The following is a 13,722-nucleotide window of genomic DNA, read 5'->3' as shown; positions in this document are numbered from 1 at the left end:
GCTCGGCGCGAGAACGGACCGGGCAATTCGCGGAGGTCGAGATGAACGAGACGCCGAGGGAAAAAGTCTATTCGGAAGCCGAGATTGCCGACCGGATCGAGAAGGAACTGCCGAAATGGTATTACGAGAACGGCTGGATCCGGCGCAAATACAAGACCCACAGCTGGAAATCGACACTGATGGTCATCAACACGGTCGGCCATCTCGCCGAGGCGGCATGGCACCACCCCGACATCACGGCTTCCTATGCCTGGGTCGAGGTGCGCCTGATGAACCATGCAGCCAAGGGCATCACTGACAAAGACTTCGAGCTGGCCAAAAAGATCGAGGATGTCGTCCAGTGGCAGCCGGCCCGGGAAGGCGGCGCGCTGGAAGGCACTCCGCCGACCGATCAGCGCTTCGCTTACATCAAATATGATTAAGCGCGGTCGGAATTTGTTGATGGCGTAAGAAAACATTCGCTAATCTGCTGACAGGCGGGGTTCACGGCCAATCCAGTTTCGTCTAGGATTGGGCCGGCACCAGAAAGTAGCGTAGTGAATGGCGGTTGCTTGGATCGGCAACCGGGTAACGCTGGTCGAGCGCGCGGCCGCACATGCCGCCGCGCTGTTGGGGTCAAGCCGGTGCCCGGTTTTCAGCCTGGATACGGATATACACGGCACCAGGGCGGCGATCGCGCTGGCTGAGCGGGTTGGCGCGGCATACGATCATGCCGATGGCGCGGCAGTTTCCCGGGAGGCCGCGCTTTTTACCGACAAAGGCGCGATGACCGTGGCGCCCGGCGAAACGCGCCGGCGCGCCGATGTCGTGGTGATCGTCGGCGAACTCCCGCAGATCCATCATCAATTTGTCGGCGAGCTTGCCGAGACGGTTCCCGATCTCTCGGCCCCCGATCTCTCGGCCAAGAATCAGCGCGAGATCTTTCTGGTCGGGTCGAAAGAAACGTCTGCGCCGCGGTTGAGCAACGGGCGGACGGCGACGCTGCTGTCCTGCGGCGAGGCAGGCCTCGGCGCGACGCTGGCGGCACTGAGGGCGCAGTGGAGGGGGCGCCAGACATCGCAGCCGGTGTCGAATTTCAACGATTTCGCCAAAGCCCTGGAGGCTGCGCATTTTCCCGTCTTCCTGTTTTCAGGCGACGCAACCGAAGGGCTGGCGCTGGAGATGCTGCAGGGACTGGTCAGCGATCTCAACCGCAAATCACGCGCATCCGGCCTGCATCTGCCGGCGAGCGAAAATGGCTGGGGAAGCGCGCTCGCCTCGACCTGGATGACCGGTTTTCCGCTGCGCACCGGCTTTGCGCGCGGCTTCCCGGACTTCGATCCCTGGCGTTACGATGTCGCGCGCATGATCGCCGCCGGCGAAGCCGACCTGCACCTGCGGATCTCGTCCTCGATTGTCCAGCCGCAGAAGAAAAGGAACCGCATGGCGCTGATCGCCCTGGCGAAAACGCATGAGCCGGTCGCGGGTGCTGCGGTCACCATCGCCATCGGCGAAGCCGGCGTCGATCACCAGGCGGTGGCCTATTCCAGCCGCACCGGTTCGCTAAGGTCGGTCGAGGCGCGAGCGGCGTCGGAACTGCCCTCCGCTGCGACCGTTATCCGGCTGGTTGCCAGTCATGTCTCCGCCGAGGCGGCGTTGCCATGCTGACGAAAATCGCCGGCGGCGACATCATCGATCCGGTCAACGGCCGTCTCGGCAAGGGCGACCTGTGGATCAGCGACGACAAGATCGCTGCGGCGCCGGCGGCGGGCGCTGCCGACCGGACCATCGACGCAGCCGGCTGCATCGTGATGGCGGGCGCCATCGACATCCATTCCCACATCGGCGGCGGCAACGTGAATACGGCACGGCTGCTCCTGCCCGAGCAGCATGCGGCGCACCAGGCGCGACCGGCGACGACGCCGCTTTCCAATGCCGGCTGGTCGACCTTCCAGACCGGGTGCCTCTACGCCAAGATGGGTTTCACCACGGTGGTCGAGCCGGCGATGTCGCCGGGAGCCGCGCTTCACACCCATCTCGAACTGGCCGACATCCCGATCATCGACAAGGCGACGCTCGCCATTCTCGGCAACGACGATTTCCTGCTGTCGATGATCCGCGACGACGCCTCCTCAACGATGATCGAGGACTATGTCGCCTGGACGGTCGCCTCGACGCGGGCGCTTGGGGTCAAGGTGATCAATGCCGGCGCGGCGGCCGCCTTCAAGGAAAACGTCCGCACCTTCTCGCTGGACGATGTGGTGCCTTCCTATGGCGTCAGCTCGCGCAAGATCGTCAAGACGCTGCAGGCGGCCGTCGACAGCCTTGGCGTCCCGCATCCGCTGCATGTCCATTGCAACAATCTGGGCAGCCCCGGATCGGCGGACACGGCGGCCGCGACGATCGCAGCGGCGGAAGGATTGCCGCTGCACCTCGCCCATCTCCAGTTCTATGGCTACGGCACGGAAGGCAAGCGCAGGTTTTCCTCGGCCGCCGCGCGCCTTGCCGAACTGGTCAATGCGACGCCGGAAGTCACCATCGATATCGGCCAGGTGATGTTCGGCCAGACGGTCACCATCTCCTCCGACGTCATGCGGCAGTTTTCGGCGCGTGGCAGTGCGCAGCCGAAGAAATCCGTCATTCATGACGGCGACGGCAATGGCGGCGGCATCGTGCCCTACCGCTATGGCAAGGATTTCTATGGCACGATGCAGTGGGCGATCGGGCTCGAGCTTTTTCTCCTGATCGACGATCCGTGGCGTGTCTTCTTCACCACCGATCATCCCAACGGCGCGCCCTTTACCTCCTATCCGGCCCTGTTCGAGCTGCTGATGAGCCGGGAAGCGCGCACCGAAATGATTGCCGGACTTCCAAAATCCGCCATGGCGCTCTCCACCCTGGCCGCAATCGACCGCGAATACACGTTCGAGGAAATCGCCATCATGACGCGTGCTGCCCCGGCCAAGCTGCTCGGGCTGACGGATCGAGGCCATCTCGGCGCCGGCGCTATCGCCGATATCGCTGTCTACCGCAGGGAGGACAATATCGCGAAAATGCTGGGGCAGGCGGCGTATGTCTTCAAGGATGGCGATCTCGTCGTGCAGGACGGAGAGATCACCCATTACCGCTGGGGCAAGGCGCTCAGGCTCAATCCGCCGCCGGACAAGGCGATGCTGCGGCGCCTGGAGGATTATCACCAGCAGCGCTACGGCCTGTCGCTGGACTGGTTCAATTTCCCGGAATCGGCGATTGCGCGCGAACAGCCATTCGGCGAGGTTGCATGCCGAACGTGAGCGTAAATGGCATAGTGATCGACGATACCTTTGCCGAGGCCTTCGGCATGCGCGCGACCGCCATCATCATCACCGCGCCGAACCGGAAATGGGCGCGCCAGGCGGCGATCACCATGACCGGCTTTGCCACCTCGGTGATCGGCTGCGGCTGCGAATCGGCAATCGATGTCGAACTGGCGCCATCGGCCACACCGGATGGCCGGCCCGGCTGCCGCGTGATGATCTTTGCGATGGGAACAGACGAACTGCAGAAACAACTGCTCAATCGCGTCGGCCAGTGTGTCTTGACCTCGCCGGGTTCCGCCTGCTTCGCCGGACTGCAGGGCAGCGCCGAGCTGAAGCTCGGTTCGGCGCTGCGTTATTTTGGCGACGGCTGGCAGATCTCCAAGAAAATCGGCGGCAGGCATTTTTGGCGCGTTCCCGTCATGGACGGCGAATTCCTGTGCGAAGCGACGACCGGGCTGACGAAGGGCGCCGTTGGCGGCGGCAATTTCTTCGTCATGGCTGAAAGCAGCGCCAGGGCCTTGGCTGCCGCCGAGGCCGCGGTTGCCGCGATCGGCCTGGTGCCGGGCGCGATCGTGCCGTTTCCGGGCGGCATCGCTCGTTCGGGTTCCAAGATCGGCGGTAAATACAAGGGCATGATCGCCTCGGCCAACGAAGCCTATGCGCCGACACTGCGCGGTGTCGTCAGGAGTGAGCTCGGTGCTGACATCAACGCCGTCCTGGAAATCGTCATCGACGGCGAGACCAACGATGCCGTTGCCGCCGCGATGAAGGCCGGCATCAAGGCCGTCATCGAGCTTGGGCCGAAGCGAGGCGCGGTTCGCATAAGCGCCGGCAATTACGGCGGCAAGCTCGGCAAGTTCATCTATTCGCTGAAGGATATGCTGCCGTGAAAGCGCTGACCTTCACCCTTGTCGCCGAGCCGCCCGAGCGCCTTGACCTGTCGCCGCTGACGCCGGAGCGGCTTGCCGGGATCGAAAGGCGCGATATCGAAAAGATCCAGATCGGCACGTCGAAGCATGGATCGAAGGTCGGCGATATCTTTCGTGTCGCCGGCAACGATCCGCTGGACATCGTCTTCGAAGGCGGCAGCGCGCGCCTCGACCGCGTGGCGGAAGCCATGCGGGACGGTTCGGTTCGCGTCGTCGGCAATGCCGGCGCCCAGGCCGGGCGCGCCATGCGCGGCGGCACACTCACCATCGAAGGCAATGCAGGCCCGCATGCCGGCTCCGGCATGCGCGGCGGCAGGCTTGAAATAACAGGCAACGCCGGCGATCACCTTGGGGCGCCGCTCGCCGGGGAACTGGCCGGCATGAATGGCGGCGTGCTGATCGTCAGGGGCAAAGCCGGCGCTTTTGCCGCCGACCGCATGCGGCGCGGCCTGATCGCGGTGCTGAAAGGCTTGGGCGACAATGCCGGCAGCCGCATGATCGCCGGCACGCTGGTGGTGGCCGGCGGCACCGGCGAGATGCCCGGCTATCTGATGCGTCGCGGTTCGATCCTGCTCGATCGCGCGCCGAAAAGCCTGTCGCCGAGCTTCGTCGAATGCGGCGCGCCGGAGAGCGTCTTCGCCGCCGTCATCGATCGCCATCTGATCGCCGAGGGTATTTTGAAACGGCCGCTGCTGGGCAACGCGCCGCAGAAATATGGCGGCGACAACGCGGTGCTTGGCATGGGGGAGGTTCTTTTCCCTCGCTGAGGCGTGCTGCTGACGCCCTTGCGGTAAGCCGCGATGGATGATGGCCGGCATGTCTGCTGGATCAACGATCGTCGTTGGCAATCAGTTTCGTCAGGCAATCCCCCGCCTGGCTCCGGGGGATGCCGAGATCTCTGACACTGTCCATGTGGTTGCGGTTGGCGAGAACAAGCGACGTTACCGGCGAACCCTGCTGCAGCAGGTGCTCCTCGAATCGATCTGCCTGCTGATGGAAAGGCGGCGTCTCGTTGGCTCCGACCAGAACCATCGCCTTGGTTTGAGGATCATGCCGATGGGCAAGCGGTGTAAACCTGGCGACTTCCTCATCGGTGATTGCAATCTCGTTGGCGAGAAAGGAGTTTTGGAGTGGTTTCAAATCGTAGAGCCCGCCGAGCAGAAGGGCTGCCCGCACATTGGAGGGGGTATGCTCGCTGTTGAACAGGAACGTTGAAAGATGTGCCCCGGCCGAATGACCGCTGACGGTCAGGTTTGCCGGGTCTCCGCCATGGTCGGCGATATGGGCCAGAACCCACCGCTTGGCGCGGCGCACCTGGTCGACGATCGTCGCCATCCTGACCTTGGGCATCAGCGCATAGTCGACGATGGCGGCAATCGCACCGGCCTGGGTAATCGTCGCCGCGACGTATGAGTAGTCGCGCTTGGAGAACATCCTCCAGTAGCCGCCATGGATAAACATGTGCACCGGCAGGCCGCTCGTTTTGCCCGGGGGAAAGAACAGGTCGATGGTTTCGGTCTGATCCGGCCCATAGGCAATGTCCGCTGTCATCGGGATGGTTGCGCGGACGGCCTCGCTGCGGTGAACGATGTCCTGGACGATTTGATCGAAATCGGCGACATGGTCGCGGATGCGGAACGGATCGTTTTGCACTTTTCCTCCGCTCAGATGCTGATGGCGAGGTATTTCGCCTCCATGAACTCGGCAATGCCGTGATGCTGGCCGCCCTCGCGGCCGAGGCCGCTCTGCTTGACCCCGCCGAACGGTGCTGCCGGATCGGACATCAAGCCGCGGTTGAGAGCGACCATCCCAGCTTCGATCCTGGATGCCACCCGCATTCCACGCGCAAGATCGCGCGTGTAGATGTAGGCGGCAAGACCGTATTCGGTGTCGTTGGCACGCGCGATGATTTCGGCTTCCGTTTCGAAGCTCGAGATCGGCGCCACCGGCCCAAAAATTTCCTCGTGCGCCATCTCCGCCTCGGCCGGGACGTCGCAGAGCACGGTCGGCGGATAATAGTATCCCGTTCCCGAGCCTGCCTTGCCTCCGCACAGCACCCGCGCGCCACGGGCGACAGCATCGTTGACCAGACGGTCGATCTTGTCGACGGCCTTCCTGGTGATCATCGGCCCGCACTCCGTGGCCGCGTCCGTGCCAGCGCCGATCTTGAGTGCCGACATCCGCCTGGCGAGGCTTTCGCAAAACGCATCGTAAACGCCGGACTGGACATAGATGCGGTTTGCAGCCGTGCAGGCCTCGCCGGCGTTGCGCATCTTCGCCACCATCGCCCCATCGACCGCCGCGTCGAGATCCGCGTCATCGAACACAAGGAATGGCGCGTTGCCGCCAAGCTCCATCGAACACGAAACCACGTGCTTTGCGGCCTCGGCCAGCAGAACGCGCCCGACAGAAGTCGAGCCGGTGAAGGAGAGTTTGCGCACCCGCCGATTGGCCAGCATCGCGGCCGTCACCGGGCCGGGATTGGAGGTTGTCAGAACGTTGACAACCCCCGGTGGGACACCCGCTTCTTCATAGAGGGCGGCGAGCGCGTAGGCGGTGAGCGGGGTCTCGCTGGCCGGCTTCAAAATCACCGTGCACCCGGCAGCCAGGGCGGGCGCGATCTTGCGCGTCGCCATGGCGGCAGGAAAATTCCAGGGTGTGACAAGGACGCAGATGCCGATCGGCTCGTAGTCGACGACGATGCGGTTGGTGCCGGAAGGCGCCATCCCGAATTCGCCGGTGATGCGAACGGCTTCCTCGGCATTCCAGCGAAAGAATTCCGCAGCATAGGCGATCTCGCCACGCGCGTCCCGCAGTGCCTTGCCGTTTTCCAGCGAGATCAGGGTGGCCAGCGTCTCGCAACGCTGCGTCATCAGCTCGAAGCAACGCCTGAGGATTTCGGAACGCTTGCGGGGCGCCGTTGTGCGCCAGCCATCGGCGGCCCTGGCCGCAGCCTCGACGGCGGCCGCGGCATCTTCGATCGTCGCATCGGGAACCGCGGCGATCACCGCCTCGGTGGAGGGATCTACGACCTGGATTTCCCTGGCGTCGGCGGATTGCCGCCATTGGCCGCCAATATACAAGCCGTGGGAGAATCTATGGAAGCCGGTAGTGTCCTGATCGTCCTCCAGCACTTGATGCGATATGTTCATGGCCTGCTCCTCGATTGCTCACATGACACAGGCGGCGAGGTCGCCATCATAGGCGGCCTGGATCAGGCCGCGCATGGCCGCCAGATCGAATGGACGCGGATTGTTCTTGATGAGACGGTCAATGCCAAGCGCCTGTTCGGCGGTCCAATCGAGCTTGTCGGCGGCAAGCCCGAGCCTGGCCAGCGTAGGCGTGATGCTGATCGCTGCGAACAGCCGGCCGACCTTATCGATCGTCGCGTCGGCCATCTCACCGGTGCTCCGGCCTTTTCCGTCGAGACCAAGGGCAAGGCCGATCTCGGCCATCTCGGCGGCCACTGCGGCCCGGTTGTACTTCATGACATAGGGCAGCATGGTGGCGACACCCAGCCCGTGAGCGGTGTGGGTAAGGGCGCCGACCGGATATTGCACCGCGTGCGCCGCCGCAGTTCCAGCCGTCCCGAACGCGCAGCCGGCTGCAAGCGCGCCCATCATCACATCGGCGCGAGCGTCCTCGTCAGAGGGGTCGCGGTATGCCTTCTCGAGACTGCGGCCAAGCAGCTTGATGGCGAGCAGCGCAAAATGATCGGTCAGCGCGCTCTTGCCGATGAAGACATGCCGTTGCGGCAGGCTGGGGTCAGTGCCGCGCCTGGCGGCGGTAAAAGCCTCGACCGCATGGGTCAGCGCGTCTGCGCCGGCGATCGCCGTCAGTCCCGGGGGACATGTCATCGTCAGTTCCGGGTCGCAGATGGCGGCTGCCGCGATCAGATGCGGGCTGGAGATGCCTACCTTCATGGTGCGATCCGGATCAGAAATCACCGCGACAGGGGTCACTTCCGAGCCGGTGCCGGCTGTTGTTGGCACCGCGATCAACGGCAGCGTCGGACCAGGCACCTTGAACTCGCCGTAGTAGTCCTGGAGTTGGCCGCCGTGACTGATGAGCAACGCGGCGCATTTGGCCATGTCGAGACAACTGCCGCCGCCGATGCCGATCACCATGTCGGGCGCAAAATCCCGCGCCTCCTCGACGCAGACGGCAACCGTGTCGCGCGGCACATCGGGCTGCACACGATCGTGCACCAGAACATCGATCGATGCGCCCTCGAGCGCCGCCATGATCTCGGCGAAGGCGACAGTTGCGGCAAAGCGCTCGTCCGTGCAGACGAGAGCGCGACGGCCGAGCCTGGCCGCAACGGTTGCAATGACATGGCGCTGGCGCCTGCCGAAGAGGATTTCACGCGGCAGCCTTATTGCAGCGAAAAGGCTCATGGTCTTGCGTCCCTCGATGATGGTGGACAGGCGAAATCTCGCCGAGCTCCCAAAGTATCCTCTATCAAATCGTATAGGATATAGGATTGTATTGAGCGAAGCATCGTGTTAGCCAGTGATCCTGTCAAGAGGCAAAAAAGATGCAGGTCACGAACGCAACCAATGCCCGAGAAGTCGACCCCGCCGGCGGGCGCATCCAGCGATCCACTAGCCTGGTGGAGGACGTCTATGAAGCGATCTTCGCGCAACTGATGTCGCTGAAGATCGCGCCTGGCTCACGGATCACCGTCGACAGCCTGGTCAAGGAACTCGAAGTATCGCACACGCCAATCCGTGAAGCGCTCGGCCGCCTCGAAGGCGAAGGCCTTGTGCTGAAGACACATTTGATCGGCTACCGCGCCGCGCCGCAGATAACCAGGCGCCGATTTGACGAACTCTATGAGCTTCGCCTGCTGCTCGAGCCGCATGCGGCGGCCAAGGCAGCCGCATTGATGGATGAGACGAAACTTGCGGTGCTTGAGGAGTCCGCAGGCGGCATGGCGCGCCGCGAAGGCAAGGATGAACGCCTGCGTTACTCCAATTTCGCGCGGCAGGACGCCATTTTCCACGATAGGATCATGGAATTTGCAAACAATGAACTGGTGCGCGAGACGCTGGCGTTCCAGCATACGCACTTCCACATCTTCCGCCTGATGTTCCATTCGCGCGTCACCGAGGAAGCGCTCGACGAGCATCAGGCCATCCTGGCCGCCTTCGCTGCCTCCGATCCCGCTGCGGCGGAACAGGCGATGCGCCGTCATATCGAGCATTCCCGTGATCGTTTGCTGCCGGCGTTCGATTGAGGCTGGCACGATGTTCGTCACCGTCGGGAGCGGCGCCGTCACGTTGAATTCACCGTTGATCAACGCGAGCAAACGTCCGGGAGATCCCGGATAAAACCCTTCCATCCAAAAAACGAGGAGCTGACCATGCCAGGCAAGAAAATACTGATGTTGACCGGTGAGTTTACCGAGGAATACGAGATCTTCGTCTATCAGCAGGCGATGGAGGCGGTCGGCCACATCGTCCATGTCGTCTGTCCTGACAAGAACGCTGGCGACCTGATCAAGACGTCGCTTCACGATTTCGAGGGTGACCAGACCTACACCGAAAAACCCGGCCACTACGCGTTGCTGAACAAGACCTTTTCGGAGGCGGAAAGACAGCTCGACCAGTATCATGCCGTCTATTGCGCCGGCGGCCGTGGCCCCGAGTACATCCGCACCGACAAGCGTGTGCAGGCGATGGTTCGCCATTTCCACGAGACCAGGAAGCCGATCTTTACCATCTGTCATGGCGTCCAGATCCTGATCGCGGTGGACGGCGTCGTGCGTGGCAAGAAGGTCGGTGCGCTGGCTGCCTGCGAGCCGGAAGTGACGCTGGCCGGCGGAACCTATATCGACCTGTCGCCGACCGAGGCCTATGTCGACGGGACGATGGTCTCGGCAAAGGGCTGGACCGCACTTGCCGCGTTCATCCGCGAGTGCCTGAAGGTGCTGGGAACGGAAATCCGCCACAGCTGAAGTCGATCGTCCGATGCATCCCAAACGGGATGCATCGTGATTGCCAGATCTGTCGCTGCAGTCAGGGCTCGGCAGGCCTGAGATGCGTTACGGCTGCTTCGGCCGCGTGGCGGCCGCCAGTGCGTCGATGTCATCGTAGAGCGCCTGGCTGTGATGGTAGAGCTGCTCGAAAACCGGTTGGGTGCGGCTGTAGATCTCGACCCATCCGGGGTCCGGCAGGATTTCGGCGCCGTAGCTCACGAAGCGCTCGGCCGCCTGGTCGACGCGCGAGAAGCGGCCTGTCGCCGTCGCGGCCATCGCGGCACATCCGACAATGCCGCATTCGGGCTCCCGCGGGACCAGGATCGGAATGTTGAAGGCACTGGCCTTGATCTTCAGCCAGAGTTCGGTGCGCGCCCCGCCACCGGCGGCGATAACGCGCTCCAGCGGCCTGTTTGACGCGTGTTCCATGATGCGGATGTGGCGGGCCATGGCAAAGGCGATGCCTTCCAGGATCGAGCGGTGCAAATGCTCCATGCCATGCCCGGCGCCCAATCCGAAGAACTGTGCGCGGGCGTTGCGATGGCGCCCCAGGCGTTCGCCGGTGAGAAAGGGCATGAAGAGCAGCGCGTCGCAACCGGCCGGCGCCTCGGCGGCGCGGGCGACGATCTCGTCATAGGACAGCGCGTTGCCGTGGAAGGCCCGGCGTGCCCAGCGCATGCCGTCGCCGCCGGTCTCCAGCAGCACGAATTGCGCCCAGTTGCCTTCGACCGTCGCAACGTTCGAGATTTCCGGGTCAAGCAGCGGCTTCTCCGCGATAACAGTGATGATGGCGCCCGTGCCGGTGCTGTCGGAACCCATTCCCGGGCGACAGGCGCCTGAGCCGAGCAGTGCCACCGGATAGTCGGCGCCACCGACCAGCACCGGGGTTCCAGGGCGCAGGTCGGTGTCGAGCGCCGCCTGTTCGGTGACGTGGCCGACAACATCCAGCGGGTTGCGGATCGGCGGCAGCTTGGCGGCGTCGAGACCCATTCGCTCGATCATCACCGGCGACCAGTCGAGCCGCTCCGGGTTCGTCAGGAAGCTGCAGGACGCGTCGCCTGTATCCATGGCGATCTCGCCGGTCAGCCGGTAGTTGATGTAATCCTTCGGCATGATGGCGACTGCGCTGCGGGCGTATGCGGCGGGATCGTTGTCTCGGACCCATTGCAGTTTGAAGCCCGGCCATGCCGGGGTCGGCGTGTTGCCGCTTTCGGGCAGGTAGCTGTCCGGCTCATTCGCTTGCTCGAAGCGACGGACGAGATCGACGGTGCGCTTGTCGTTCCAGAGCGGTGCCGTGTCGCGCGTCAGCGCTCCGTGCGCGTCGAGCAGGACCAGCCCGTGCATCTGCCCGCAGACGCAGATGGCGGAGATGTTTTCGCGGGCGCCTTCGACGCGGTCCAGCACCGTCTTGACGCTCGCTCGCGCACCCTCCCACCAGTCGAGTGGCCGCTGTTCGGCCCAGCCGAATTCCGGCACGATCTGGTCGTGCTCGCGCGACGCAAGCTCGAGGATCTTGCCGGCGACATCGATCAGTGCGGCCCGGACGCTGCCGGTGCCGACGTCGATGGCGAGGAAAAGCTCGCCGCTCATTTCGGAAGAGTCCTGAGATGGGCAAACATGTGATCCTCTGTCTATCGGTCAGAGCGAGCGCGGCGTGACGAGACCCACGGCATCAGCCTTTCGCCGCTTCGACGGCGATGCGCGACATCTCGTCGAAATCCGGTCCCGACACCGGGATCGCGATGTCGAAGACCTCTGCGATCACCTGCGTCCAGCCATGCAGGAAATATGTCCAACCATCTTCGATCTGCAACTGCTGTCGGGCCTGCTGCCGCCTTGCCTGGTCGAGGAAGATCAGGTCGCCGCGATAGTTGAGATCCCAGGCAATGCCGCGCTTGGGGAACACGCCGTCACCGGTAATCGGCGAGCCGGGCGCGTCCTTGCCAAGTCCGGTCGCGTTGATCGCCAGCGAGCCTGGTTTCAGCGCCGCCAACGCCTCGTCATTGATCTCGGGTCGGTCTGCCAGGACATATTCGATCTCGACCGTCGACATCATGTCTTTGTGGATGCGCGCGATTTCATCGAGACGCGGCTGCCAACGGTCGCTGACAATGATGCGCGAAGGCAAGTCGGCGCCACGCTCCTTGCGCATCAGGTGCCAGGTGATTGCTATAGTCGATCCGCCGGCGCCCATCGACAGGACTTCCGCGCCGGTGTCCGCAAAATATCCCGCCGGAATGAAACCGTCTATCGCAAGGCCCGAAGAGATCGGATCCTTGGCATGGCAGACGAGTTTTCCGCCCCGCTTCGACAGGCAACTGGTCTCGTGCATCAGGCGGGCGTGCGGATCGATCACATCGAACAGGTCGCGCGCTGCGTTGAAAAGATCGATCTTGTGCGTGGTGACCAGCGCGCCAAGCGACTGCGGGTCGGATTTTATGAAGGAGACGACCTCACGGTAGGCCTCCGGATCGGCATGGAGTGGAAAGTCGATGCCCTTGAGAACCGCATCTTTGAGAACCGCTTCCTTCAGCCCGAGGTGGCGCGCCCATGCCGGGAAGACCCGCATGATCGAGCTGCTCGTCGTCGTGACGCCGATAAAATAGAATGTCGGCTGGGTGGCCGGCCGATAGCGGCTCATTTGCCATTCTCCCGGATTTTCTCCGCGCGCAGTGCAGCAATGCTAAATGAAGCAGCGATCTCGTAGCGAGCCTTCATGCCGGCGCCGTGCCGGATTGTTGCCCATAGAGGGCAGAGACCAGCTTTGCGTCACGCGGTCGCCAATCCGGGTTGTCGACTTGCCTCCAGCCTTCATCGCCGGCGACCACGCGCGAGCGCATGCCTCCCGATCTCGCGATGATCTCGTAGTCCTGCCCTGAATCGGCGGGGTAGCAGAACAGCATCACCAGATCGCCTTCCCCGACATTGATCGAGCGGTGGATCCAGAACGGCGGAACGTAACAGACGGTCTGGGCGTCGATCGGCAGGATGCGAACCTCGCCCTCCGGCGACTCCATCAGCATGAGACCGTGGCCTTTCTGGCCATAGTAGATCTCGGGCCGGTTGGCCTGCCTGTGGATATGGCCGCGCGTCATGAAATACTCGTCGCCGACCTTGCCGGGCTCCATGTGCGTGACGCCGAAAATCAGATCGCCCGACTGCTCGGTCGGTCGGAACTCGGAAACCTCGTAGACGATGCGCTCGCCCCTTGTCGCGCGCATGGCTTCGAAGGCCGCGGCGTCGGCATAGAGCCCGTCCAGATCGCGGAAACGCTTCTGGTAGCTGCCGGTTGCATCTCCCATCGCACCAGTCGACAGGTCGACCTTGCATCCAATGGGCTCAAACAATCTCGTCAAAGGGCTACCTCATACTGCATTGCAGGTGGCGTCGGCGCTGATCTGGCCCGCACCTCCTGCTTTCGACAAGACCACTTGCTTTGCAGGGCACGATTTGCTCTCCCTATGCAGACCAGCCTGGAGGTTGCTGGATTATGGCAGATTTCGACCACGAAGCACACGACAGTGGGTTGGGCGGC

13 protein-coding genes are annotated in these 13,722 nt (G+C 63.3%); 7 read left to right on the top strand and 6 right to left on the bottom strand.

The window, feature by feature from the left end; translation table 11 throughout:
* Nucleotides 1–41: 41 nt before the first annotated feature.
* The 5 genes from AC0L28_RS12235 (at nt 42) to AC0L28_RS12215 (ending at nt 4,974) form a co-directional block, all read left to right on the top strand.
* Nucleotides 42–422: a 4a-hydroxytetrahydrobiopterin dehydratase gene (locus tag AC0L28_RS12235; RefSeq protein ID WP_023797744.1), complete on the top strand. Its 381-nt coding sequence runs from the start codon at nt 42–44 to the stop codon at nt 420–422.
* A gap of 118 nt (nt 423–540) precedes the next feature.
* Nucleotides 541–1,647, top strand: a complete 1,107-nt coding sequence (locus tag AC0L28_RS12230; RefSeq protein WP_473477611.1) for a tungsten formylmethanofuran dehydrogenase — start codon at nt 541–543, stop codon at nt 1,645–1,647.
* Nucleotides 1,641–3,272: a formylmethanofuran dehydrogenase subunit A gene (locus AC0L28_RS12225; protein WP_128246225.1), complete on the top strand. Its 1,632-nt coding sequence runs from the start codon at nt 1,641–1,643 to the stop codon at nt 3,270–3,272. The genes AC0L28_RS12230 and AC0L28_RS12225 overlap by 7 nt, the downstream gene beginning before the upstream one ends.
* Nucleotides 3,260–4,168 carry a formylmethanofuran--tetrahydromethanopterin N-formyltransferase gene (fhcD, locus tag AC0L28_RS12220; RefSeq protein ID WP_473477609.1) on the top strand — a complete coding sequence of 303 codons (909 nt, stop codon included), beginning with the start codon at nt 3,260–3,262 and terminating at the stop codon, nt 4,166–4,168. Before AC0L28_RS12225 ends, fhcD begins: the two co-directional genes overlap by 13 nt.
* Nucleotides 4,165–4,974: a formylmethanofuran dehydrogenase subunit C gene (locus AC0L28_RS12215; protein ID WP_287305164.1), complete on the top strand. Its 810-nt coding sequence runs from the start codon at nt 4,165–4,167 to the stop codon at nt 4,972–4,974. The genes fhcD and AC0L28_RS12215 overlap by 4 nt, the downstream gene beginning before the upstream one ends.
* 61 nt (nt 4,975–5,035) lie before the next feature.
* Here AC0L28_RS12215 and AC0L28_RS12210 read toward each other — a convergent pair whose 3' ends face one another.
* Genes AC0L28_RS12210 through AC0L28_RS12200 form a run of 3 tightly spaced genes read right to left on the bottom strand, consistent with a single transcriptional unit; the run spans nt 5,036 to nt 8,604 of the window.
* Complete coding sequence (locus AC0L28_RS12210; protein ID WP_473477607.1) at nt 5,036–5,860, bottom strand: alpha/beta hydrolase; 825 nt, start codon at nt 5,858–5,860, stop codon at nt 5,036–5,038.
* A gap of 11 nt (nt 5,861–5,871) precedes the next feature.
* Nucleotides 5,872–7,359, bottom strand: coding sequence for an NAD-dependent succinate-semialdehyde dehydrogenase (locus AC0L28_RS12205; protein ID WP_473477605.1), 1,488 nt, complete (start codon nt 7,357–7,359; stop codon nt 5,872–5,874).
* An 18-nt stretch (nt 7,360–7,377) separates the two neighbouring features.
* Nucleotides 7,378–8,604, bottom strand: coding sequence for an iron-containing alcohol dehydrogenase (locus AC0L28_RS12200; RefSeq protein WP_473477602.1), 1,227 nt, complete (start codon nt 8,602–8,604; stop codon nt 7,378–7,380).
* 140 nt (nt 8,605–8,744) lie between these two features.
* Here AC0L28_RS12200 and AC0L28_RS12195 point away from each other — a divergent pair, with 140 nt between their 5' ends.
* Together AC0L28_RS12195 and AC0L28_RS12190 are read left to right on the top strand one after the other, a co-directional pair.
* On the top strand, nt 8,745–9,446 hold the full coding sequence (locus tag AC0L28_RS12195) for a GntR family transcriptional regulator (protein WP_473477600.1): 702 nt from the start codon (nt 8,745–8,747) through the stop codon (nt 9,444–9,446).
* Between the two features lie 126 nt (nt 9,447–9,572).
* Nucleotides 9,573–10,166, top strand: a complete 594-nt coding sequence (locus AC0L28_RS12190) for a DJ-1/PfpI family protein (RefSeq protein ID WP_023797753.1) — start codon at nt 9,573–9,575, stop codon at nt 10,164–10,166.
* Between the two features lie 87 nt (nt 10,167–10,253).
* Here the strand turns inward: AC0L28_RS12190 and AC0L28_RS12185 are convergent, their stop codons facing one another.
* The 3 genes from AC0L28_RS12185 to AC0L28_RS12175 all read right to left on the bottom strand — a co-directional run bounded on the left by AC0L28_RS12185 (nt 10,254) and on the right by AC0L28_RS12175 (nt 13,543).
* On the bottom strand, nt 10,254–11,777 hold the full coding sequence (locus tag AC0L28_RS12185) for a xylulokinase (protein ID WP_473477598.1): 1,524 nt from the start codon (nt 11,775–11,777) through the stop codon (nt 10,254–10,256).
* A gap of 82 nt (nt 11,778–11,859) precedes the next feature.
* Nucleotides 11,860–12,828: a shikimate dehydrogenase gene (locus AC0L28_RS12180; RefSeq protein WP_473477596.1), complete on the bottom strand. Its 969-nt coding sequence runs from the start codon at nt 12,826–12,828 to the stop codon at nt 11,860–11,862.
* 73 nt (nt 12,829–12,901) lie between these two features.
* Nucleotides 12,902–13,543 carry a glucose-6-phosphate isomerase gene (locus AC0L28_RS12175; RefSeq protein WP_473477594.1) on the bottom strand — a complete coding sequence of 214 codons (642 nt, stop codon included), beginning with the start codon at nt 13,541–13,543 and terminating at the stop codon, nt 12,902–12,904.
* Nucleotides 13,544–13,722: the final 179 nt, after the last annotated feature.

It is taken from the genome of Mesorhizobium sp. WSM4847 (genome assembly GCF_055811335.1).
Note: the sequence above shows the minus strand (reverse complement) of the source record. Positions and strands in the feature narration are given on the sequence as shown.